General features: G+C 34.2%; 23 protein-coding genes and 1 tRNA gene. 17 read left to right on the top strand and 7 right to left on the bottom strand.

All coding sequences use genetic code 11. The features are described 5' to 3' along the window. Positions 1-83: 83 nt before the first annotated feature. Both ABYI63_RS08535 and ABYI63_RS08540 read right to left on the bottom strand, forming a co-directional pair. Positions 84-473: a hypothetical protein gene (locus ABYI63_RS08535; protein ID WP_372755474.1), complete on the bottom strand. Its 390-nt coding sequence runs from the start codon at positions 471-473 to the stop codon at positions 84-86. Between the two features lie 181 nt (positions 474-654). Next, positions 655-1767, bottom strand: a complete 1113-nt coding sequence (locus tag ABYI63_RS08540) for a tyrosine-type recombinase/integrase (RefSeq protein WP_372755476.1) — start codon at positions 1765-1767, stop codon at positions 655-657. Between the two features lie 270 nt (positions 1768-2037). On the opposite strand from ABYI63_RS08540, the gene ABYI63_RS08545 reads away from it, so the two are divergent. Continuing rightward, positions 2038-2577 carry a BfmA/BtgA family mobilization protein gene (locus tag ABYI63_RS08545; protein ID WP_372755478.1) on the top strand — a complete coding sequence of 180 codons (540 nt, stop codon included), beginning with the start codon at positions 2038-2040 and terminating at the stop codon, positions 2575-2577. Positions 2578-2719: 142 nt separating this feature from the next. On the opposite strand, the gene ABYI63_RS08550 is transcribed toward ABYI63_RS08545, so the two are convergent. Together ABYI63_RS08550 and ABYI63_RS08555 are read right to left on the bottom strand one after the other, a co-directional pair. Next, positions 2720-3082 (bottom strand): hypothetical protein, encoded by a 363-nt coding sequence (locus tag ABYI63_RS08550; RefSeq protein ID WP_372755480.1) that lies wholly within the window; start codon positions 3080-3082, stop codon positions 2720-2722. 16 nt (positions 3083-3098) lie between these two features. Continuing rightward, complete coding sequence (locus tag ABYI63_RS08555) at positions 3099-3881, bottom strand: hypothetical protein (protein WP_372755482.1); 783 nt, start codon at positions 3879-3881, stop codon at positions 3099-3101. Positions 3882-4109: 228 nt separating this feature from the next. Between ABYI63_RS08555 and ABYI63_RS08560 the strand changes: the two genes are divergently transcribed. After that, positions 4110-4328: a helix-turn-helix domain-containing protein gene (locus tag ABYI63_RS08560; protein ID WP_372755484.1), complete on the top strand. Its 219-nt coding sequence runs from the start codon at positions 4110-4112 to the stop codon at positions 4326-4328. A 129-nt stretch (positions 4329-4457) separates the two neighbouring features. Here ABYI63_RS08560 and ABYI63_RS08565 read toward each other — a convergent pair whose 3' ends face one another. Further along, entirely contained in the window at positions 4458-5690 is a 1233-nt protein-coding gene (locus ABYI63_RS08565) for a site-specific integrase (protein WP_372755486.1), read from the bottom strand. A 204-nt stretch (positions 5691-5894) separates the two neighbouring features. After that, positions 5895-5969, bottom strand: a tRNA-Pro gene (locus ABYI63_RS08570). Positions 5970-6096: 127 nt separating this feature from the next. Here ABYI63_RS08570 and ABYI63_RS08575 point away from each other — a divergent pair. The 8 genes from ABYI63_RS08575 (at position 6097) to ABYI63_RS08610 (ending at position 14335) form a co-directional block, all read left to right on the top strand. Further along, on the top strand, positions 6097-8394 hold the full coding sequence (locus ABYI63_RS08575) for a TonB-dependent receptor (protein ID WP_372755488.1): 2298 nt from the start codon (positions 6097-6099) through the stop codon (positions 8392-8394). Between the two features lie 22 nt (positions 8395-8416). Next, positions 8417-9541: a PQQ-dependent sugar dehydrogenase gene (locus ABYI63_RS08580; RefSeq protein ID WP_372755490.1), complete on the top strand. Its 1125-nt coding sequence runs from the start codon at positions 8417-8419 to the stop codon at positions 9539-9541. A 20-nt stretch (positions 9542-9561) separates the two neighbouring features. Further along, entirely contained in the window at positions 9562-9963 is a 402-nt protein-coding gene (locus ABYI63_RS08585; protein ID WP_372755492.1) for a cytochrome c, read from the top strand. 67 nt (positions 9964-10030) lie between these two features. Further along, positions 10031-10636 (top strand): uridine kinase, encoded by a 606-nt coding sequence (udk, locus tag ABYI63_RS08590; protein WP_372755494.1) that lies wholly within the window; start codon positions 10031-10033, stop codon positions 10634-10636. After that, entirely contained in the window at positions 10637-10960 is a 324-nt protein-coding gene (locus ABYI63_RS08595; RefSeq protein WP_372755496.1) for a septum formation initiator family protein, read from the top strand. It abuts the gene before it with no gap. Then, complete coding sequence (locus ABYI63_RS08600; RefSeq protein WP_372755498.1) at positions 10953-12320, top strand: methylmalonyl-CoA mutase subunit beta; 1368 nt, start codon at positions 10953-10955, stop codon at positions 12318-12320. Before ABYI63_RS08595 ends, ABYI63_RS08600 begins: the two co-directional genes overlap by 8 nt. A 1-nt stretch (position 12321) precedes the next feature. Further along, positions 12322-13845 (top strand): methylmalonyl-CoA mutase family protein, encoded by a 1524-nt coding sequence (locus ABYI63_RS08605; RefSeq protein WP_372755500.1) that lies wholly within the window; start codon positions 12322-12324, stop codon positions 13843-13845. 13 nt (positions 13846-13858) lie between these two features. After that, positions 13859-14335 carry a cobalamin-dependent protein gene (locus ABYI63_RS08610; RefSeq protein WP_372755502.1) on the top strand — a complete coding sequence of 159 codons (477 nt, stop codon included), beginning with the start codon at positions 13859-13861 and terminating at the stop codon, positions 14333-14335. 55 nt (positions 14336-14390) lie between these two features. Here the strand turns inward: ABYI63_RS08610 and ABYI63_RS08615 are convergent, their stop codons facing one another. After that, complete coding sequence (locus tag ABYI63_RS08615; RefSeq protein WP_372755504.1) at positions 14391-17159, bottom strand: M16 family metallopeptidase; 2769 nt, start codon at positions 17157-17159, stop codon at positions 14391-14393. 208 nt (positions 17160-17367) lie between these two features. On the opposite strand from ABYI63_RS08615, the gene ABYI63_RS08620 reads away from it, so the two are divergent. From ABYI63_RS08620 to ABYI63_RS08650, 7 genes are all read left to right on the top strand, one after another. Then, positions 17368-18132 (top strand): ParA family protein, encoded by a 765-nt coding sequence (locus ABYI63_RS08620; RefSeq protein WP_372755506.1) that lies wholly within the window; start codon positions 17368-17370, stop codon positions 18130-18132. Positions 18133-18134: 2 nt separating this feature from the next. Then, complete coding sequence (locus tag ABYI63_RS08625; protein ID WP_372755508.1) at positions 18135-19043, top strand: ParB/RepB/Spo0J family partition protein; 909 nt, start codon at positions 18135-18137, stop codon at positions 19041-19043. Continuing rightward, a complete protein-coding gene (locus tag ABYI63_RS08630) occupies positions 19033-19644 on the top strand; it encodes a DUF5683 domain-containing protein (protein ID WP_372755510.1) in 612 nt (203 codons plus the stop codon). Before ABYI63_RS08625 ends, ABYI63_RS08630 begins: the two co-directional genes overlap by 11 nt. A gap of 2 nt (positions 19645-19646) precedes the next feature. Continuing rightward, a complete protein-coding gene (dapB, locus tag ABYI63_RS08635) occupies positions 19647-20351 on the top strand; it encodes a 4-hydroxy-tetrahydrodipicolinate reductase (protein ID WP_372755512.1) in 705 nt (234 codons plus the stop codon). A gap of 66 nt (positions 20352-20417) precedes the next feature. Further along, positions 20418-21995 (top strand): signal peptidase I, encoded by a 1578-nt coding sequence (lepB, locus tag ABYI63_RS08640; RefSeq protein WP_372755514.1) that lies wholly within the window; start codon positions 20418-20420, stop codon positions 21993-21995. A gap of 62 nt (positions 21996-22057) precedes the next feature. Continuing rightward, positions 22058-22681: a WbqC family protein gene (locus ABYI63_RS08645; RefSeq protein ID WP_372755516.1), complete on the top strand. Its 624-nt coding sequence runs from the start codon at positions 22058-22060 to the stop codon at positions 22679-22681. Beyond that, positions 22681-22989, top strand: coding sequence for a DUF6122 family protein (locus ABYI63_RS08650; RefSeq protein WP_372755518.1), 309 nt, complete (start codon positions 22681-22683; stop codon positions 22987-22989). The genes ABYI63_RS08645 and ABYI63_RS08650 overlap by 1 nt, the downstream gene beginning before the upstream one ends. Positions 22990-22997 lie beyond the last annotated feature (8 nt).

Raw genomic sequence — 22997 nt, forward strand, 5'->3', positions numbered from 1 at the left:
TAAAAGTCAAGAAGAACCAGATATTGTAAAAGCCTTGCTGTGGGCAGCTTTTATTTGGCAGTCTCTTCTTATTATCTTAATGCTTATTTTTTAAAACACATTCCAATTACAAAACTTATAACATTAGTTATTACTAATAGTATTAAAGCAATTTTTACTTGTTTTTCTTGAATTAAAGTCTTTCCTGTATATATCTTTATTAACCAATATCTTATCCAACTTAAGTTAAGTAAAATTTTTATTGCTTCGTTTTCTGTTCTAAATCTAAGCGCATATTTGTAATCTGTAAAATGGAATTCATTTTTTTTATAATAATACCTATTTAAAGTAAAATCAACGTCTTCAATATCGAAAAAGCCCATCATTGGAATATCACTGTCAAATGTGATTTGATTAAGTTTTCTGTTTTGTATTTCTACCGTACAGTCAAGGAAGGAAACAACATCTTTTTTATATTTACCTTTTATATCCATTCTTCTTCTTTACTCATTTGTTGGTGGTTTTAAATTAAACACAACTTGTTTATATCCGTAACTTTTATCCTTATATACAACCAATTTGGTTGGCTATGCAGAAGTTTTGATAGTTATTATCATTTTTATCTACCATTTCTAAAAAGATGAAAATTCGTATATTATGAAATATAAATATGTTTTATAAATTATCAAATGGATTTTTTATTTTTCTTACACTTGTTTCACTTACATGTGTATAAATCATGGTCGTTTTAGGACTACTATGACCGAGCAATTCTTGAATGTATCTAATATCCGTTCCGTTTTCCAATAAATGTGTTGCAAAACTATGTCTTAAAGTATGCAACGTTACCTGTTTTCTTAGACCTGCTTTTTCTACAGAACCTTTCAACACTCTTTGTGCACTAGAACTACTGTACTGTTCGCTATTTTGTCCTTCAAATAAATATTCCTTTGGTTTATACTGTTTGTAATAAGCTCTCAGCAAGTTCAAAAACACCTCCGAAAGCAATGTATATCTATCTTTTTTGCCTTTAGCTCCCTTTATATGTACCAACATCCTTTTACTATCTATATCCTTAACTCTAAGATTAATGGCCTCACCTATTCGTAATCCTGCTGAATATATAAGGCTTAGCAGAGTTTTATGCTTTAGATTATGCGTTTGGTCCAAAACCCGCTTTAACTCTTCAACACTTAAAACTACCGGCAACTTTTTTTCCTTTTTAGGTCGCTGTAATTCAAACCGTTCCACTTCCAACCCTTTATATTCTAGATATTTCTTAATCCCATTTATACATTGATTTTGATAAGAAACGGACTTATTGGAATGTACAATAAAATCATAATTGAATGACTCAATGAGACGCTTGCTATAATCTACAGTGTTCTTTAAAATCGAGTATCTAATAAAAAATGATGTCACTTCAACATAGGTATTTACAGTATTTTCGCTTAATCTTTTCTGCTGAAGCCATTTTCTAAATTTTTGAAGATTTTTTTCTTGACCCTCATTTAATTTGGGTAATTGTATGTTCAGCGTTTTAGAAATATTAGGCTTTTTTATTATTAACTCACTATAATTTATATAACAATTAATCAGCCTTAAATGATTATAAATTTTTGATTTGTTTTCTGTGGAGTTTTTTATGTAAAACGTTTTATGCGTGTTGCTCCATTTTATATCCAACAACTTCTTCAAATGAACTCTTATAGCATCGTCATACCCAAACTTAACAGCTATTTGCTCTTCATTTTTATGATTAAAAGGAACCAATTTCACTTCTTTCATAGGCGTAGTTTCACACATTTAAAGTAATAAAAAATTTTCAATTTATATAAAATTTAAATCTTATTTTTTCCTGTAATCTTTATCTTTAAAATTATTGATGAAATCAATTGTAAAGCAAGAGGGTAACACGCTGCGCGATGTTACTTATTTCCATCTATTTGGTTTTCAGTCGATTAAATCGTTAATTTTATTTGCCTATTTTTAAAATTGCGTTAACTTGAACGCTGAGACCAATAGAATCAGCGTTTCATTGTAACAATCTCATAAAATATGGATGATTTTAATACCATTCGGCTAAGGAAAAAGACCATCAGTAATTTTAAGGAATATTCGAAAATGATAAGCCCTAACTATTCGGAAACCCTGGATTATATGGTTGCCTACTTTAAGGACAACAACATTTCACCCTACGACCTACCAAATAAGTTTGGCCTAAAGCCTCTCATTAATGACCTCAATAAAAGAACGAATGCCATTGCTACCATATTAAGGGACATTGAGAAGAACCAACTTGAACCGAACAGACAAAGATTGGAATCGCTCTTTGATGCTATGGACGAGATAAAGGAGCCTATTTATATAGCTAAAAGCCTGTCGGAGATTGAAGCTTCAAAATCTGACACAGAAAGGATGCTGGACTATTATTCCAATGCCTATGAAAATAAAAATAGAGAGCTACACCTTGTTAAGACCGAACTTAAAAACCTTGTGAAAAATTTATCTTATGTAAACAATACATTTGGCAAAGATTATTTCAGACTGGATATGTCTAAAGAAAAATTAGAAGATATCAAGACCAGGTTGCTTTGATGTTATCTTACAAGCCTAAATGATGTTTACCATTACTTGATTTCCTCCTTCTCCAAAAACACTTCATAGTATTAGTTCGATAGATGTTGGGGCTTTTAATCCGTAAAAGAATTAAAATGCAACATCTATTCGTATTATGCTTTTATACCTGCTTTTGGTTCTTAGACAATATTAGTTTTTCAATGGCGTCATAGCTTGCCAACTGTGCATCGGGCAATATACTATCCACCAGTTCCAATACGGTTGCTATGGTCAGTTCCTTGGAACAATGGTTCAATCTGGGTGATGCAAAGTCGTTCTCACTGTCCAAAGCCAAAATACATACCCGTAATAGACTTGAAATAATATAGCGCAGTTCACCATTGTCAGTTACTTCAAAGGTCACTTCCTGCATAACAGGGTTGCCCTCCCTCCTATAGTATTTACGCTCCCGGGGGTTCAATAGCCTAAAGACTGTTTCCAATGTTTCCTTGTCCTTTTTATGCTTTTTGCTTTTTGTTTTCATCAGCTTGGGTTTTTAATTAAATTGGTGCATGAGCTTCACAGTGGACTTCCTTTAGATGTTTCAGTTGTTTTTCTCCTAACTGGTGGGCTTCCTTTAAGAAATGCTTACAGCGTTTCAAAACCTTGTCCACATCCTTTAACCCAAAATCATTTGTTCCGTTTGTGCCTTTAAATCGCATGATTTCAGATGCGTTACAAAGCATATAGTACTGGCGTTGCAGGCCAAAGGTCGTTTGGGGGAATATGTTATTGGGCAGGGATGTAAAAGTGCTGCAAAGGTGCAATAAATAGGACAGGGCATAATGATGGGGCATAAACTCCCAAAACACATACAACAGCCCCAAACATATTTGTTCCATCGCATCTTGGAGTACCGCAAGCTTCGATAATGGCTCTTCATCTTCATGGATAACATCAATAACCGAGAACAAATATTTTGACCGTTTCATACGGTGCTTCCAAATGGTTTTGATCTCTTTATAAATTGATACATGGTACATTAACCCGTATTGGCTATATCTTGACAACCCTTTATCTTGTTTATACATACAGGGGGTTTCTTTTAAAGTCCGTGTTAAAAAATTATCGCCAATATCAATCCGCTCCATGAGGTTGGACAAGGTGACATATATTATATAGACCTTGCAACGCTGTTCCATTTTATTATAAACTTCTTCCATAAAATCATCAAGGTTTTTGTGAAGTGTCTTATCAGCTACAATTAATATAATGTAGATTGCTTCCTTGTGAGCTTGTCCGTCTTTTGGTGATAAATAAGCAAGGTGCCCCTGCTTTTGCACGTATTCATATGAATAACATATACTGAATGCAATGGGATCAAGCTCTTTAAAAGGGGCAAGAGCTCCTCTCCTAAAGGAAATTTTATCGGTGCCATTATCTTTTTATTCATTTTTGCAATTATAAATTGAACAAGTTGTCATGTTACTATACGACAAATATAATGAAAAAATATTAATGTCATATTATTATATGACAAAAATGTAATAGAATAATATGACATTTGTAATATGAATAAAGAGCAGTTAAGTAAAAAAATTGGAAAAAGGATTATTGAAATTAGAACCTTAAAAGGTCTTAATCAATCTGATTTAGCTCGTGCCTGTGGAAAAGATCGCCAAGCAATTGAAAAAATTGAAAATGGTAAGGTAAACTCGACCATTCACTCATTATATATAATAGCATTGGCTTTAGAAGTTGATTTATACGAACTTTTTAAATTCAGTTAGACCTAAAAATCCTTAAATTTGGATATAATTGTTTTTTTTATACAATAAATTTCCTTTCAATACGCTCCCGTCTTCTTGTAAAGAGCGTATTGAAAGGAAATTCTTTTTTTATCCTTAAAAAATATTGGTTTAGGACTGTCCTTCGCATTTCCGCTTCTTGGTTTCAATTCTTGCAACCAAATTGTTTATATCCTCGCTTATCTTGGTCTCCACTACCCTGGCATAAATCTGTGTTGTGGACAGTTTGGTATGCCCCAAAAGCTTTGATACCGTTTCTATGGGTACGCCATTGGAAAGCATAACGGTTGTGGCAAAAGTGTGTCTTGCAATGTGAAAGGTCAAGTTTTTATTGATCCTACAAACATCTGCTATCTCTTTTAAATAGGAGTTCAATTTTTGATTTGAAATGTTTGGAAATAAAGTCTGTTTGTTTTCAGTGTTTGCATGGGTTTTGTACTTATCGATAATATCCAAAGCTTTCGATAATAAAGGAATTTTAATTGGGATGTTTGTCTTCTCCCTTTGGGAATGTATCCATTGCTTTCCGTCTATACCTATACATAGATCATTTGAGGATAAATGCATCACATCGCGATAAGAAAGTCCCGTATAACAACTGAACACGAATAGGTCTTTGATCAATTGCAACCTTGGTATCCCAAAGATTTTGTTTTCTATACGGTCCAACTCTTCCGAAGTCAGGAATTCCCGTTCCTTTCTTTCATATTTTGCTTCAAACTTCACAAAGGGATCCTTATCTATCCACTCCATCTTAAAGGCCAGACTTACCATTTTCCGTAACCGTTCAATGTGCTTCATAACGGTATTGTTTCCCATCTTTTTCTGGCCTCTTAAAAAGCGTTCAAAATCTATGATGAACTTATAGCCCAATTCAGATAGGAACATATCTGTGGTTTTATACTTTTCCTTTAGAAAGAGATAAATATATCTATGCGTTGTATAATAATTCTTTTGTGTACCCCAGCGCAAGGTGCTTTCCATATGGGTATTATGGTATGCTATGATATCGGATAATGCGTGGCTGCTTTCTGTATTTCCCAAAAAATGGGCTTTGATAACGTCCGAGGTCACCAATTTGTTCCTGTTCTCCAATTGTTGGAAGCATTCGAACAGTTTTACATTAACCTGTTCTAAGTAAGCATTGATCAACTTGTTTTCATCGCTTACGGCTTTTAATCTGCTTTTGTTGGAATCCCAATCCGAAATATAGACCTTTCGCTTTAGGGAAAGCTCAGAACGCTTGCCATTTACCGTAATTCTGGCATAAAGTGGGGCTTTCCTGTGTTTGGCACTTGCCAGTTTTAACCAAAACAGGATACTGAAGGTGTTTGAACGTGTCATAATCTTTCATTTTTAAATTAAACATTAAAAACAAAAGTCAAATCAAGTCATCCGGTTACCTTTTTTATGGCCTTTTAGTATTGGTAACCGAATAGGTCACTTTTTTTACCAAACCAAAGCAAATTAAATGAGACCCTTTAAAATGCAAAAACTTGATAATCATTCGATTACCAAGTTTTTAACACTATCTGATATACTAAAAAGTCGGGGTGGCAGGATTCGAACCTGCGACCTCCTGCTCCCAAAGCAGGCGCGATAACCGGGCTACGCTACACCCCGAAGGTAATTCTAACGGGATGCAAATATACTTTTTTATCTTATATAGAAACTAATTATTTAATTTAATTTTTAAAAATATATATTTATAGCAAATTGCAGACTAATCTTTTTCAATACGATAAAAACAATGGGCAACCTCCATGCTTTCTTTTTAAGAAAAACACGCTTTATCATAGTTTTTTTAGCAATTACTATAAAAACTTATTCCCAAGAAATCATAAAAGGCAAAATAATTGATAGTGAAAATGGCACGGCAATACCCAATGTTTCAATTCAAAACTCGACAACAAATACTTTTGTTGTTTCAAATAATTTAGGTGAGTTCCAATTAATAGAATCTGGTACATACTATTTCTCAAAAACCAGTTATCAGTCGAAAACCGCATTTTTAAAATCCGGATATGTAATTATACAACTAGACCTAAGTCCTTCAAATTTAAATGAGGTTATTGTTAGTACCAACCATATCCCTCAAAACCTAGGGAAAGCAAATACAACCATAAACATAATTACCTCAAAGGACATTGAACGCGGAAACACAACCAATGTACTGGACGCACTAAATAGAATCCCTAGTGTGTTCATGCAATCGGGCGCATTGAATACCAATAAAATTTCTATCAGGGGTATCGGCTCAAGAAATTTATATGGTACTTCTAAAATACGGGCTTATTTTCAAGACATACCTCTTACTTCTGGAAATGGAGAAACCACAATTGAAGATTTTGAATTGGCTTCCATTGCGCGTTTCGAAATCATTAAGGGCGCTGGTTCTAGTATTTATGGTGCTGGCTTAGGAGGTACTATTCATTTAATTCCAAAAAGTGCTTATTTAAATGAAACCAATTTTCAAAGCGATATCTCTTTTGGGTCATTCGGATTAATGAAAGGTATCTTGAATATAAATCATGGCTCAACCAAAAACAGTTTTAGAGCTGTTTACAGTAATACGCATAGCGATGGATACAGAGATAATAATCAGTACGACCGCCAAACTCTAACTTTAAATTCAAATCACTTTTTAAGCAACAAAGACGACATCTCCTTTTTAGCCAGTTTAGTTAATCTAAAAGGTTTCATACCAAGCTCTCTTAATGAAACTGATTACCTAAACAACCCAACATCGGCCGCTTTTACCTGGCGGCAGTCTAAAGGTTACGAAGATTCAAAACGTGGTATTTTAGGTCTTTCTTGGAATCACCAATACAACAACAACCTTAAACAAGCCTCTAGTGTTTTTACTTCTTTCAAAGATGCTTATGAACCAAGACCTTTCGACATTTTATCTGAAAACACTTCAGCCATTGGTTTTAGAAGCCGTATTATAGGAACTTTCAAAAAATTAAATTGGACACTTGGAGGCGAACTATTTAAAGATATTTATATTTCAAGAAATTATGAAAACCTATATCAGGATTATCCGGCAGGAACAGGCAGTGTGGAAGGTGAAAAATTTACAGATTTAAAAGAAAATCGACAGTATTACAATCTGTTTATGGAAACTAATTATGAGCTTTCTGAAAAAACCAAGCTTTCTATTGGTTTGAATTTTAACAAAACCTGGTATGATTTAATGGACAGGTTCATTTCTGAGAACAATGCCGACCAATCAGGTGCATACAGTTTTAAAGGAACACTTTCACCAAAGTTTGGTGTATCACATATTTTTTCAGAAAATATAAATTTTTATTCGAATGTTAGTCATGGGTTTTCACCACCAACAACCGCCGAAACCCTATTACCCGATGGCCTAATTAACACGGACATACAACCAGAAACAGGCTGGAATTTTGAAATAGGGACGCGAACAGCATTCTTAAATAACCGCTTGCAAATTAATTTAGCCTTTTACAAGCTAGCCGTTAGAAATTTACTAGTAGCCCGACGTACAGGTGATGATCAATTTATTGGTATAAATGCTGGAAAAACGGTACATAATGGCATAGAAGCTGTTTTGAAATACCAATGGATGAAAACAGAGTTTATGTCCTTAAACCAATACGTCTCTTACACTTTAAACGATTACAAGTTTAAAGAATTTGTAGATGATGGCACTAATTTCTCTGGCAATAAGTTAACAGGCGTTCCTTCCAACTTATTAAATACAGGCATAGATTTTGATACTAAATTAGGCTTCTACGCAACTGTCAATTATCAATACACTGGAAGTATTCCCATGACGGATAGCAATGCTCTTTTTACAAAGGATTACGCCCTAACCAACATGAAATTAGGATACAAACATCATATCAACAAATACCTGAAATTAAATGCTTATTTTGGTTTGGACAATGTATTCAACAAACACTATGCATCCCAAATTCTTATTAATGCTACGGGCTTTGGCGGTGCTGCTCCTAGATATTATTACCCGGGAAACCCATCAAATTATTATACTGGAATTAACATAAGTTATATGTTTTAACTATTTTTAAGGAAAAAAAATCATGAAACAGTTACATTTAATACTAACATTTATTTTACTCTCCTTCTATTCTTGCGCACAACAAAGTGAATCTAGCGTAAAAGCTGAAGATCCTACCACTGTAAATTACACTACCGAATTGGTGGTGCCTGACATAAGTATTCCTTGGGGTATTGCCTTTTTACCAGATGGAAGCATGCTAATTACCGAAAAGGCTGGTGAACTTATTCATTTTAAAAACGGCAAAAAAACCTTAATTGAAGGTGTTCCTGAAATTTATGTTCGTGGTCAAGGTGGTTTTATGGGCATCAAATTACATCCTAATTACGAAACAAACGGTTGGATTTATTTTGCATACGCTTCCGCAGAGGGTGAAGGCGAAGGTGGCAACACAGCTATTATGCGAGCCAAATTGAATAATAACAAATTAACTGATAAAGAAGTACTTTATAAGGCGAGTCCTAACTCCAAAAGGGGGCAACATTTCGGTGCTCGTATCGAATTTGACAATGAAGGCTATTTATATTTTTCAATAGGTGAACGCGGTGAAGGCTCCGCTAACGCTCAAGACCTAACACGCGATTGCGGTAAAATTTACAGACTACACGACGATGGTCGCATTCCGAAAGACAACCCATTTCTGAACGTTCCAAACGCTAAAACAGCTATTTACACATACGGTAACAGAAATCCACAAGGCTTAATAAAAAACCCATACACCGGAGATATTTGGTCGCATGAGCATGGTCCAAAAGGCGGCGACGAAATAAACATCATAAAAAAAGGGGCTAATTACGGATGGCAAATCGTTTCGTATGGTATCAATTACAATGGCACATCATTTACCGATATAACCGAAAAAGAGGGTATTGAACCACCTATTTTTTATTGGGTTCCTTCTATCGCACCTAGCGGAATGGCCTTTGTTACATCAAACAAATACCCCGGTTGGAAAGGTAACTTATTAGTCGGTTCGCTTAAATTTGCATACTTAGAACGCCTTGTTTTAGAAAATGAAAAAGTAGTAAAACGTGAAAAATTAATAGAGAAAACAGGCCGAGTTAGAGATGTAGTACAAGGTCCAGATGGTTACATTTATGTAGCAGTTGAAGGCAAAGGCATCGTAAAAATTGTTCCAAAAAATTAATAAGTAAAATTTATCAATTTATGAAATCACTTTTAATTAGCATTGTTGTTATTAGTTCTTTTGCATTCACAAGTCATTCTCAATCTGCAGAATTAAAATCCAGCATCACTCGTGGCGAGGAAATTTATACTGATTTTTGTGTGTCCTGCCATTTACCTAATGGAAAAGGAGTTGAACGCGTGTACCCTCCGCTTGCAAACTCCGATTATCTTAAAAAAAACAGAGAAGCCAGTATTAAAGCCATTAAATATGGTCTTGAAGGAAGCATTACTGTTAATGGAAAAAAATACAATAGCAGCATGGCACCTATGGGTTTAAGTGATGATGAAGTAGCAGATGTTATGAACTACATCACCAATAGCTGGGGAAATAAAAATGACAAAATGATTACTGAAGCTGAAGTTTCCAAAATCAAAAAATAAAATAGGACACGTTAAATGACTTTCATTTAACTAACTTTGCAGTTTAGTTAATAAAACTTATTCACACATGCTTATTATAGGAATTGCTGGAGGCACTGGTTGCGGCAAAACAACCGTTGTAAATCAAATACTTAACGAACTCCCAGAAGGTGAAGTTGGTGTTATTTCACAAGATTCTTATTATAAAGACACCACGCATTTAAGCTACGACGAACGGATAAAAATAAATTTTGACCATCCAAGATCCATCGATTTTGAACTTTTAGAAAATCATCTAAAAGAATTAAAAAAGGGCACACCCATACACCAGCCCGTTTATTCATTCGTTAAACATAACCGAACTGGTGATACCATTTTAACACACCCTAGAAAAGTAATGATTGTTGAAGGCATCTTAATTCTTACAAACCCTGAATTACGAGATATGTTCGATATCAAAATTTTTGTTCATACGGATACGGACGAGCGTTTAATACGCCGATTAAAACGAGATATTACTGAACGTGGTAGAGATTTAGATGAAGTTTTAACACGCTATCAAACAACCTTAAAACCCATGCATCAACAGTTTATTGAACCAATGAAGGAGTATGCAGATATGATTATCCCTAACAATAAACACAACACCGTTGCGGTTGATATGGTGCGTACTATTATAAATAACAAACTGTAAATGGGTATTTTAAATCATAAATTACTTAAGCCGTTCCGAAACATTTTTATTCTAATTTCGGCAGTTTTTATTGTATGGATGTTATTTTTTGATGCCAATTCCTGGTTAATTCATCACGAATTAAACACAGATATTGATGCTTTAGAAAGTGAAAAAGAGTATTACCAAAAAGAAATAGAGAAAGATAATAAAGCTATAAAAAACCTAAACAACGAGGAAGGTTTAGAAAAATTTGCACGCGAAGAATATTATATGAAGCGGGAAAATGAAGAAATTTATATTATTGAATATGAAGATAGCTTGAAAACGGAAGACGATGAATAATGGGTTATTTGATGAGTTTAATGACGTTTCGGCAAAACAATGGAAACAAAAAATCCAGTTCGATTTAAAAGGCGCAGATTATAACGAAACCCTTATTTGGAATACGAACGAAGCTATCTCTGTAAAACCTTTTTATAATTCTGAAGATTTAAAAAACCTTCCAGAAGTCTCAAACACCCAAGCAACCGAATGGCAAATTTGCCAACCTATATTTGTTGCCAATATAGAAAAATCAAATAAAAAAGCCCTAAAAGCTATTGAACTTGGCACAGAAAGCATCAAATTTATCATACCTAACGACACTGTTTCTATTGAAGATTTATTAAAAGATATTCAAAATACCCCCATTTTTCTGGAACTTCAATTTCTTTCTGAAAAGTATATAGAAAAAATTAAAACCATTTCTACGGAAACACCTATTCACATTCAAATTGATACCATTGGAAATTTAGCAAAGTCCGGCAATTGGTTTAATAATTTAAATGACGATGTTTCTAAATTCAAATCCATAATTAAGCACACAGAATCCTGCTATATTGATGCTTCATTATACCAAAACGCAGGCGCAACTATGGTTCAGCAGTTGGCTTATGCCTTAGCTCACGCCAATGAATATCTCAATGTTTTGGATAGTGAAATCTCGTTTGAAACAAAGGCCTCACTAAAAGTTACCTTCAATGTTTCTGTGGGAAGCAATTACTTCTTCGAAATCGCCAAATTACGAGCACTACGCTTGTTATGGAAAACATTAGCATCCGAGTATAAGGTAAATACTGAATGTTACATAATTGCCACACCTTCAAAACGGAATAAAACAGTTTTCAATTCTAGCACCAACCTACTACGAAACACTACAGAATGCATGAGTGCCATACTTGGTGGCGCCAATACCATTTGCAATTTGTCTCATAACGCCATTTTCAAAAAAACCAATAGTATAAGTGAACGAATTGCACGCAATCAATTGCAAATATTAAAGCAAGAAAGTTATTTAAACAAAGTGAATAACCCTGCCGATGGCACCTACTATATTGAATCACTTACACAACAACTTGCGGAAAAAGCATTAATACTTTTTAAAGACGTTGAAAATAACGGTGGTTTTTTAAGACAATTAAAGGAAGGTACAATTCAGCGTAAAATAAAGGAAAATGCGTCCAAGGAGCAACAACAATTTGATGCTGGCGAACTCATTTTGGTGGGCTTAAACAAAGACGCAACCCCAATTGAAAGTATAAAAAATGAGTTGGAACTGTATCCGTTTGTTAAAATAAATCAAAGAAAAACCTTAATAGAACCTATAATTGAGAAGCGTTTAGCAGAAACTTTTGAACAAATAAAATTAAAAGAGGAAGATTAAAATGGCTAGAAAAAATCTTCAACATATTGTTTTAAAATCCGAATCCGGTGAAAGGATTTCTACAGTTCCTGAAACATTTACAACTTCAGAAGGCATTACTATAAAATCGAACTATTCAAAGCGGGACATAGCTAATTTAAGGCACCTCAACTTTGCTGCCGGAATTCCGCCCTATCTCCGTGGCTCTTACAGCACTATGTATTTACAACATCCATGGACAATTTGTGAACACATTGCACTCCTTAAAACTGATCGCAAAGAACTTTCGACTCATTTAGATTTTGAAATTCCATACAATCAGAACCGCGATAATAAGGTTTTAGTTTTCGATTTTGAAAAGTCTGATCTAAACATCATTACAGTAGAGGACATGACCTTACTTTTAGATCAATTTGCTTTTGATAACAGTAGCGTTTCAATACCCTTAAATAGCACCACTTTACCATTAATGGCATTCTTTATTGTAGCTGCAGAAGAAAAAGGAATAAAACTTGAACAGCTTTCCGGAACGTTTCAGTTGAACGTTTTTAAGGTTCTCATGGCACAGGAAACTGATAGCGCTTACCAAAAACTCCTTGAAGATATTTTAAAATTTAACACGCAATACATTCCAAAATTCAACGGCATTACTATTTCAGGTTACCAACTTCAGGAAGCTGGCGCAACTTGTGATATTGAATTGGCATACACCTTGGCTTTTGGTTTAGAATCCATAAAAAAAGGTATTAAATCGGGCTTAGATATTGATAGCATAGCTCCTCGCCTCTCCTTTTGTTTTGGCGTTGGGATGAATCATTTTATGGAAATTGCGAAAATGCGAACGGCACGAATGCTTTGGACTAAATTGGTAAAGCAATTCAATCCAAAAAACGAAAATTCATCCATACTCCGTATGCATTGCCAAACTACCGAGTTGTTAAAAAAAGAAAATTCACACAACACTATTACCAGAGGTACTATTGAAACTGCTAGCGCTATTTTAGGAGGCACGCAATATTTGCATACTACCGTTTTAAACACCAATAACAGCTTAGCCCCTCATGGCGTTAAAAGTAGCACAACCCATGTCCAATCATATTTACTTGAAGAAACAAACATCACAAAAACAGTTGATCCTTGGGCAGGAAGTTTTTACTTAGAAAAACTGACTCATGATCTTGCAGAAAAAGTATGGGGTCTACTTGAAGAAATTGAAGCTTTAGGCGGCATAAGTAAAGCTATAGAAGCCGGTGTTCCACAATCGCGGATAAAAGATGCTTCTGAAAAAGAGTCCATTATTGAAGCGAACAGTTATAAATCACAAGAAAAAGACTCATTTTTAAGTTCGAAAACAGATATTCAATCAGAACAACTACAGCTTATTAAAGCGGAACGGAATCTAGAAAAAGTAAATAGGGCATTATTAAAAATAAATGGTTACTCTTTAAGTGAAAAGTCCGATGTATTAACTTTGGTTATTGAGGCTGCCAGAGAGCGTGCTACAATAGACGAAATTAGGGAGGCCCTCGATATTATTTCAAAATAAAAAAAGGTAGCGCATGTATAATAAAGAAATAAAAGTAGACGAATCCTTTAAAAAAGCCCAACAACTGGCTGATGTATTTTCAAAATTGGATGGTAGACGTCCACGTATTTTAATTGCTAGTACCAAAAAAAATGAACAAGATAATCGCGCACAAGTTGTTGCCGCAGGGTTTGCCGACGTTGGCTTTGATGTGGATATTAGTCCTGCCTTTCAAACAACAAAAGATTTGACAAAGCAAGCCTTGGAAAATGATGTACATGTATTGGGCATCTTGTTATCTGAACTAGAAAACAACGCTTTTGCCGCAGAAATTATTGAGGATCTCACAAAACATGGTCGTAAAGATATCATGGTAATTGTTGGGGTTGAGACTTTAGAAGCTAATAATCAGTTATTACTGGATGCGGGTGTAACCTCTATATTCGGACCAGATACTAAAATTAGTACTATTTCAATAAACCTATTAAACAATTTAATAGATTCAGAATAAAAAAACGCCAATTTGAGAAATAAACTGGCGTTTTAAATAATTTATTAAGATAAAATTAATCTACTTTTTTCTCTTCATTTTTAATTTCCTGTTCTATAAAATCACCCGCATTTACAACCGTCCATTTATCAAAAGGTTTAAAATATTTTTTAATTACTTTATTTACATCTGCCACTGTTAGCGATGTAATTTTACTTTCAATAGCCTTATGGAATGCCATATCTCTGTCATAATATAGATTGTTATTTATAAGCGATGACAACTCATTATCTTTAGCTCTCGATACATTTTCACCCTGCACCCAACTAGTAACGGCCACTTTTAATTCCTCTTCAGTAATACCATCTGTAATAAAACGAGCAATTTCTTCTTTAAACCCAGTTTGAACTTTAGCTGCATTTTCTGGAGCATAAATAGCATAAACTAACATTGAAGAATTTTTATCACTTTTATTGGCATCAACATTTACACGACCACCAGCACCATAACTAATCCCATCTTGCTGACGTAAACGTGTTGTAATCCTAGAACTTAAAACCCCACCTCCAAAAATTTCACCTGCTATTTGCAATGCGGCATAATCTTCTTGTTCCTGACTGCCTTCAAAGGCTAAAATACCTATGCTTATGGCATTCTTTTTATCTGGTGTTTTAATATTTACATTCACAGGGGTGTTTTGAGAAAATGTATCGGCAATGTTGGTAAAAGATTTGTTCGATTTAAAATTAGCATATTCGGTTTCGAAGTAGTTTTTAAGAGCCGATTCATCTATATTACCAATGGCTATTAAGGTAGCACTGTCAGAAAGTCCATAAAATGTATTGTAATAATCTTGAATCCCTTTAACAGAAACAGCTTTGATAGCTTCTATATCTTCTTCGATAGTGGTAGCATAAAGCGGGTGTCCCTTCTTATATTTCTGATTTAGTAACGATAATTTCTTGCTAGCTAAAAATTGAGGTTCTGTTTTATTTTGCTCAATCCCAGCCAACTCTTGAGTTTTAAGTTTTTCGAGTTCATCGGCATCAAACTTTGGATTTTTCAACATATCCGTCATTAAAGCTAAGGTTTCCATCAAATATTCCTCGGTTGTATTAATATTTGCAGTTACCCGACCATTAGAGCCTCCAAAACTAATAGAAGATTTAATAGCACTCAACTTATCTTCTATGGCTTGTCTAGAATTGTTTTTTGTGCCTTTATTAAGCATCCTTGCTGTGTAACTAGCAATTTTACCTTTGTTCATAAAATCGTTAACGTTTCCTGTTCTAAAGGTAAATGATAAGGTTACCGTTTTTCCACGGTTGTCTTTTTTAATAAAACCGTATTCAATAGGGGTTTTTGGCAAAACACCTGTATCTAATCTACTTTGGATATTATCATAAGACACATCGAAGGCCTCCCCTTCACCTAAACCTTGTTTCCCTTTGTAACTAGAAACCAAGGCTTCAACACCTTCAGTATGTTCAATTTCTACACGAATTGGCTGTTTGCTTGGTATAAAATTTCCAATTGTTCTATTGGTATTAATTAAATAACGTTGAATAGCTGCATTAACTTTTTCTGCTGTCATATTTTCAACTCTATCGCGCTGTATGAACGATAAACGCCAATCGCCTGCACCAATAAACTCACTCATATACGTTCCTAAATAGCCAGAATTTCTACTAATTTGGTCGTATTGTTTTAACAAATTAGCTTTCGCTCTGTTCAATTCCTCATCAGTAACTGGGTTATCTTTTAACCCATCTAGCAATGAAGTGAGCGTTGTTTCTGCTTCTATCAATGATTTATCGGAAGGCACATCTACATTAAAATATAAAAATGAAGGCTCCTTAGTAAACGGTGAAAAAGACCAAATTGATGATGCTTTTTTACCATCAACTAAGGCTTTATAAATTCTACCGGAGGGCTGGTCGGTTAAAATAGCTTCAGCAACGGCCATGGCTGCAAAATCTTCATGCGAACCTGCAGCTATATGGTAAAGCGCCGATACTATTTGCAAGTCGCCAACTCTACTAATTGTTACACGCTTTTCACCATCTTGAGCAGGCTCAACGGTGGGTATATCCTTTAGAGGAATACTAGGGTTTTTTATTGGCGAAAACTTTTTATCAATTAGTGCTAATGTTTTTTCAGTTTCAAACTTTCCGGTTACCATTAAAACGGCATTATCCGGACGGTAATATTTTTTATAAAATGCCTGTAAATTTTCAATAGGCACACGCTCAATATCCGAACGATTCCCTATGGTAGAATTTCCATAGTTATGCCATAAATAAGCTGCATTAATCACTTTTTCCATCAAAACACGTGTAGGTGAATTTTCTCCACTTTCAAATTCATTTCTTACTACTGAAAATTCAGACTCTAAATCTTTTTTGGCAATGAATGAATTTACCATTCTATCGGCTTCCAAATCTAATGCCCAATCTAAATTTTCATCATTTGCATTAAAAGTTTCAAAATAATTTGTTCGGTCATACCAAGTAGTTCCGTTAGGTCTTGCACCCCTTGCGGTTAATTCTTTTGGAATATCTGGGTGATTTGGAGTACCTTTAAACACCATGTGTTCAAGTAGATGGGCCATACCTTTTTCACCATAACCCTCTTGTCTAGAACCCACTAAATAGGTAATATTTACTGTAATGGTTTGCGATGAATTGTCTGGAAACAACAGAACTTTCATACCGTTATCCAATATGTATTCCGTAATACCTTCAACAGTTGCCGACTTCTTAATCTGTGCTTCAGTAATTGTTGAAAATGTAAATAAGACTAATAATAGTAGTAACTGCCTCGCTATCTGATTGCTATTTCTCATAAAAAGTATTTTGTGTTTTTGTAAAAATATTAAATTCCTCGCTACAAAAGTATAATTAGGACTACAAATAATGCCGAATTTTAAAATTACTCCATATCTAAGAGCTAATTATAAACCGTAAAATTTCTTTTCGCTAACTGTTAACAATTAGGATTTTTATTCCTAATAAATAATTGTATTTTTACCGTTCATAAAACCGAATCAATTAATGGGCAAAATAATTGCAATTGCAAATCAAAAAGGAGGCGTTGGAAAAACGACAACATCTATTAATTTAGCTGCTTCACTTGGTGTATTAGAAAAAAAAGTGTTACTTATTGACGCTGACCCTCAGGCAAATGCAACATCTGGAATAGGACTCGATGTAGAATCTGTTGAGATAGGAACATACCAACTTTTGGAACACTCTAGTAGTGCCAGAGAAGCGATTCTTAAAACAGAAACGCCTAATTTGGATATTATTCCGGCGCACATTGACTTAGTTGCTATTGAAATAGAGCTAGTTGATAAGGAATCTAGAGAATACATGCTAAAAAATGCATTACAAGAGATTAAAGATGATTACGATTATATTTTAATAGATTGTGCTCCATCTTTAGGCTTGTTAACATTAAATGCGCTTACTGCTGCAGATTCTGTTGTAATCCCAATTCAATGCGAATATTTTGCACTTGAAGGCTTAGGCAAACTATTAAACACTATAAAAAGTGTTCAAAAAATACATAATCCAGATTTAGATATTGAAGGATTATTACTTACCATGTACGATTCGCGTTTAAGGCTTTCTAACCAAGTAGTGGAAGAAGTTCAAAAACATTTTAACGACATGGTATTTCAAACCATTATACAACGTAATGTTAAATTAAGTGAAGCACCAAGTTTTGGAGAAAGCATTATTAATTATGATGCTGCAAGTAAAGGCGCTTCAAATTACTTAAGTTTAGCAAAAGAAATTATCAATAAAAACGCTTAATTATGGCTAAGGCAATAAAAAAACAAGCTTTAGGTAGAGGTTTATCTGCACTTTTAAAGGACCCCGCTAACGATATTCAATCGGCACAAGATAAAAATGCCGACAAAGTTGTGGGTAATATTATTGAGTTAGATATCGATTTTATTGAAGTTAATCCATTTCAACCCCGTTCTAACTTTAGTGAAGAATCATTGCGTGAATTAGCATCTTCTATTAAAGAATTAGGTATTATTCAACCTATAACCGTTCGTAAATTAGGGTTTAATCAGTACCAATTAGTATCGGGTGAACGTCGTTTTAGAGCATCAAAACTTATTGGCTTAGAAACCATACCTGCATATATTCGTATTGCTAACGACCAAGAATCATTAGAAATGGCATTGGTTGAAAATATCCAACGCCAAGATTTAGATCCTATTGAAATTGCATTATCATACCAACGATTAATTGACGAAATAAACCTAACACAGGAGCAAATGAGCGAACGTGTAGGCAAAAAACGTTCTACCATAACCAATTATTTACGTTTACTAAGACTAGACCCCATCATTCAAACTGGTATGCGCGATGGTTTTATTTCGATGGGTCATGGCCGTGCGTTAATTACTGTTGAAGATCAGTCTATTCAATTAGATATTTATGAAAAAGTACTTTCAAACGAATTATCGGTAAGAGATACTGAAAATTTAGTACGCAATTATAATACAACTCAAGAAGTAAAAGTAGCTCCTAAAAAAGAAAAAGTACAGGTTCCAAGTTATGTTAAAAATGGCATCAATGTATTCTCTGAATACTTTGGACACAAAATAGACGTTAAAGTTTCTAAGAATGGTAAAGGGCAAATTACAATTCCTTTTCATTCTGAAGAAGATTTTAATCGTATTAAAAAATTAGTTGAAGGTGCTAAATAAACTTTTTATAACCTGTGTATCCACACTATTATTTTGTTGTTTAATAACAGCACAAGAAAAAAACAAGAAAAAAGACGTACTTCCAGAAGCAATATCGGCAGACACGTTAGTTTTAAAAAAACCTATTAACCCTTTATCCCCAGCAAAAGCCGCCTTTTATTCGGCTGTACTCCCTGGGTTAGGGCAAGCATACAACAAAAGGTACTGGAAAATCCCCATCGTTTATGGCGGTTTAGCAACGGGAATTTATTTCTATTCTACTAATAATAAACAATACAACCGTTACAGAGATGCCTACAAAAGTAGGCTTGCAGGTTTAACAACCGACGAATTTTACTTGGATGTGAACGGAAATCAATTAACAACCCCTAGGGTTACTACCGATGGATTACAACGTGGACAAGAATTTTACAAAAAAAACAAAGAAATTTCACTGCTAGTAACCATTGGTATTTATGCTTTAAATATTATCGATGCCAATGTTGATGCGCATTTAATGCAATTTAATGTAGATGAAAACTTATCTTTGGCTCCACATTTTAGAATAAACGAGTTGGACAGAACAAGCAATCTTGGTTTAACATTAAATTTTAATTTTTAATTATGAAAATAGCATTACTTGGATACGGAAAAATGGGTAAAACCATAGAACAAATTGCTATTAAACGCGGACACACCGTAGTTTTAACAGTAGATAAGGATGATGAAGGTTACGATATCACAAAAGCTGATGTTGCCATCGATTTTAGTATTCCAACAGTAGCATTTAATAATATTTCCAACTGCATTAACAACAATGTACCGGTAATTTCCGGAACTACGGGTTGGTTAGAAAATTACGACAATGCAGTTGCCTTATGTAAAGAAAAAAAAGGTGCTTTTATATATGCATCCAACTATAGTTTGGGGGTTAACATCTTCTTCGAACTTAATAAAACCTTAGCTAAAATGATGAGTACTTTAAAACAGTACAAGGTTACTATGGAAGAAATTCATCATACTCAAAAATTAGATGCACCAAGTGGAACCGCTATTTCTTTAGCTAACGATATTATTGCTAATAATGCAAATTTCGAGCAATGGAAACTCGATGAATCTGCCGAAAAAACAATTCCTATTGTAGCAAAACGTATTGCAGAAGTTCCAGGAACGCATACTGTAAATTATGAAAGTGAAGTGGATACTATTACCATAGAACACGTAGCGCATACAAGGCAAGGTTTCGCATTAGGAGCCGTTATTGCTGCAGAATGGATTGTGGGAAAAACAGGTGTTTTCACAATGAACGATGTGTTAAATATTGGTTAATAGTTACAAAACACGTAACATCGGTAGTAAGTTTAACTACAAACAGAACAATTAAAAATTACGATTATGACATTGATGCAATGGTTTATTTTCATCTTGATTATTCAAGTAGTACATGGTTTAGGTACTTGGAAATTATATATTAAAGCCGGAAAACAAGCATGGGAAGCCTTTATTCCTGTTTATAATGGTGTTGTTTTAATGAGAATTATTAATCGCCCATGGTGGTGGGTTATTTTGTTATTCTTACCAATTGTGAATCTTATAATGTTTCCTGTTATTTGGGTTGAAACTGCCAGAAGTTTTGGTAAGAATAGTCAATTAGACACTGTTTTGGCTGTTATAACCTTAGGCTTTTACAACTACTACCTAAACTATGCTACCAACATAACTTATATTGAAAACAGAAGTTTACATCCTAAATCGGGTGCAGGAGATTGGGTAAGTTCCATTCTTTTTGCTATTGTAGCCGCCACTATTGTTCACACCTATTTTATTCAACCGTTTACCATTCCATCGTCATCTTTGGAAAAATCACTTTTAGTTGGCGACTTTCTTTTTGTAAGCAAGTTTCATTATGGCGCTAGAGTCCCTATGACAACCGTAGGTGCTCCGATGGTACATGATACCATTCCTGTTTTACATAAAAAATCGTATTTGTTTGATGACCATAAAGGTAGTAGCTCGTGGAAAAACAAATTACAATTACCTTACCTCAGAATTCCAGGGTTTGAAGATATAGAAAGAAACGATATTGTAGTTTTTAACCAACCTGCCGATACACTGCTGGATATGAATGATTTTCATCCGGACAGGAACTATTACAAACCTATAGACAAAAAAACTAATTTAGTAAAACGTTGTGTGGGAATAGCAGGTGATTCTCTAGAAGTTCGAAATGGGTATGTTTATATTAACGGAAAGAAAAACGAGTTGCCTGATAGAGCTCATTTACAATTCAGTTATTTTGTACAGCCAAAAACCACACAATTTAATCCATTATACGTTAAGGAACGCTATGATATTACTGATGGTTTTGGTATTATTCCAAACTCTAATAATACTTATTATTTCGCTGCAATTTCAGATGAAGCTTTAGCTAAATTTAAAAACAATCCTAACGTAGTAAGCATTACACCAAACATTCAAGAAAAAGGTGTTAGAGACGCTGGAATTTTTCCGCATCACCCAGATTACAATTGGAATGTGGATTTCTTTGGTCCATTATACATTCCTGAAGCGGGAAAAACCATTGCTATTAATTTAAAAGTTTTACCACTTTACAAACGTGTTATTACGGAATACGAAGGCAATACATTACAAGTAAAAGGCAATCAAATTTTAATTAATGGTGAAGTAGCCACTACCTATACCTTTAAACAAAATTACTATTGGATGATGGGTGATAATCGTCACAATTCGATTGATGCACGTGCCTGGGGCTTTGTGCCTTTCGACCATGTAGTGGGGAAACCAGTATTTATTTGGATGAGTTGGGATGGCAAAAAGCCACGATGGGATCGCTTCTTTACCACCGTTAGTGGTGAAGGAAAAGCAACATCCTTTTTAATTCCATTCTTAGTATTATTAGCAGGATACTATGGTTTTAGTAAATGGCGAGCTCGTAAAAAAGCAAATGGTTAAACTGTAAAGTCGTGTGCTGGTAAGTTGATTTACACTTTCACTATGCAACCACAACTAATCAAATGAACACAATATTACATCCTACATATTTTCCTAACATAGCGCATTTTGTTGCTATTGCCAATGCTAGCGAAATTACGTTTGAAACGGATGATAATTTTTTAAAACAAACCTATAGGAACCGTACCTATATTTACGGGGCAAACGGTAAATTGGTTTTAAACATTCCTGTAATTCACAGTCAAAAAAACAGACAAAAGTATCGGGATGTTAAAATTTTTAATGAAGAAAAATGGCAAAATAATCATTGGAAATCACTGCTATCGGCTTACAAAACCTCACCATTTTTTGAATATTATGAAGATGAATTGCAACCTTTATTCCAATTAAAAGCTGATTTTATTTTAGATTTCAACTTAAAATGCTTTGAAGTTATTTGTGATTGTTTGCAATTGGATTTGCCTATTTCAAAATCGGAAGTCTACAGAAAAAACATTGAAGACATCTTGGATTTTAGACCATTAGTAAACGCTAAAAAAGAACAAAAATATAATTTTGATAGTTATACCCAAGTTTTTGGCGATAAACATGGTTTTATTCCTAATTTAAGCATTTTAGACCTACTTTTTAATGAAGGACCTAATACCTTGAATTATTTAGAATCGCAAACTATAGCTCCTTTATAATGCTTCAAACAGTAGCTCATTACAGCTGTCATTTCGTATTGCCTCTGGCAGTTGCACTTCTATTTTACAAATCTAATTGGAAATTTGCTTACGTTATTATGGTGTTGGGTATATTGATTGATTTGGATCATTTATTAGCTACACCTATTTTTGATCCAAATAGATGTAGCATTAATTTTCATCCCCTTCATTCGTATTACGCAATGGTAGTTTATTTGCTACTATTAATTCCTAAAAAAACCCGATTGATTGGAATAGGTTTGGTTATTCATATTATTGCTGATACTGTTGATTGTTCACTGATGTAACTCCGCCT

The sequence above is a fragment of the Mariniflexile sp. genome (assembly GCF_041583155.1).
GTDB lineage: Bacteria > Bacteroidota > Bacteroidia > Flavobacteriales > Flavobacteriaceae > Mariniflexile.

Bases quoted from the DNA above. Each gene is read 5' to 3' on its own strand.
- ABYI63_RS08610 (WP_372755502.1), top strand. From the start codon at position 13,859: ATGTATAATAAAGAAATAAAAGTAGACGAATCCTTTAAAAAAGCCCAA.
- ABYI63_RS08600 (WP_372755498.1), top strand. From the start codon at position 10,953: ATGAATAATGGGTTATTTGATGAGTTTAATGACGTTTCGGCAAAACAA.
- ABYI63_RS08565 (WP_372755486.1), bottom strand. From the start codon at position 5,690: ATGACACGTTCAAACACCTTCAGTATCCTGTTTTGGTTAAAACTGGCA.
- ABYI63_RS08645 (WP_372755516.1), top strand. From the start codon at position 22,058: ATGAACACAATATTACATCCTACATATTTTCCTAACATAGCGCATTTT.
- udk (WP_372755494.1), top strand. From the start codon at position 10,031: ATGCTTATTATAGGAATTGCTGGAGGCACTGGTTGCGGCAAAACAACC.
- ABYI63_RS08580 (WP_372755490.1), top strand. From the start codon at position 8,417: ATGAAACAGTTACATTTAATACTAACATTTATTTTACTCTCCTTCTAT.
- ABYI63_RS08650 (WP_372755518.1), top strand. From the start codon at position 22,681: ATGCTTCAAACAGTAGCTCATTACAGCTGTCATTTCGTATTGCCTCTG.
- ABYI63_RS08595 (WP_372755496.1), top strand. From the start codon at position 10,637: ATGGGTATTTTAAATCATAAATTACTTAAGCCGTTCCGAAACATTTTT.
- ABYI63_RS08625 (WP_372755508.1), top strand. From the start codon at position 18,135: ATGGCTAAGGCAATAAAAAAACAAGCTTTAGGTAGAGGTTTATCTGCA.
- ABYI63_RS08550 (WP_372755480.1), bottom strand. From the start codon at position 3,082: ATGAAAACAAAAAGCAAAAAGCATAAAAAGGACAAGGAAACATTGGAA.
- ABYI63_RS08620 (WP_372755506.1), top strand. From the start codon at position 17,368: ATGGGCAAAATAATTGCAATTGCAAATCAAAAAGGAGGCGTTGGAAAA.
- ABYI63_RS08545 (WP_372755478.1), top strand. From the start codon at position 2,038: ATGGATGATTTTAATACCATTCGGCTAAGGAAAAAGACCATCAGTAAT.
- ABYI63_RS08560 (WP_372755484.1), top strand. From the start codon at position 4,110: ATGAATAAAGAGCAGTTAAGTAAAAAAATTGGAAAAAGGATTATTGAA.
- ABYI63_RS08615 (WP_372755504.1), bottom strand. From the start codon at position 17,159: ATGAGAAATAGCAATCAGATAGCGAGGCAGTTACTACTATTATTAGTC.
- lepB (WP_372755514.1), top strand. From the start codon at position 20,418: ATGACATTGATGCAATGGTTTATTTTCATCTTGATTATTCAAGTAGTA.
- ABYI63_RS08605 (WP_372755500.1), top strand. From the start codon at position 12,322: ATGGCTAGAAAAAATCTTCAACATATTGTTTTAAAATCCGAATCCGGT.
- dapB (WP_372755512.1), top strand. From the start codon at position 19,647: ATGAAAATAGCATTACTTGGATACGGAAAAATGGGTAAAACCATAGAA.
- ABYI63_RS08535 (WP_372755474.1), bottom strand. From the start codon at position 473: ATGGATATAAAAGGTAAATATAAAAAAGATGTTGTTTCCTTCCTTGAC.
- ABYI63_RS08540 (WP_372755476.1), bottom strand. From the start codon at position 1,767: ATGAAAGAAGTGAAATTGGTTCCTTTTAATCATAAAAATGAAGAGCAA.
- ABYI63_RS08585 (WP_372755492.1), top strand. From the start codon at position 9,562: ATGAAATCACTTTTAATTAGCATTGTTGTTATTAGTTCTTTTGCATTC.
- ABYI63_RS08575 (WP_372755488.1), top strand. From the start codon at position 6,097: ATGGGCAACCTCCATGCTTTCTTTTTAAGAAAAACACGCTTTATCATA.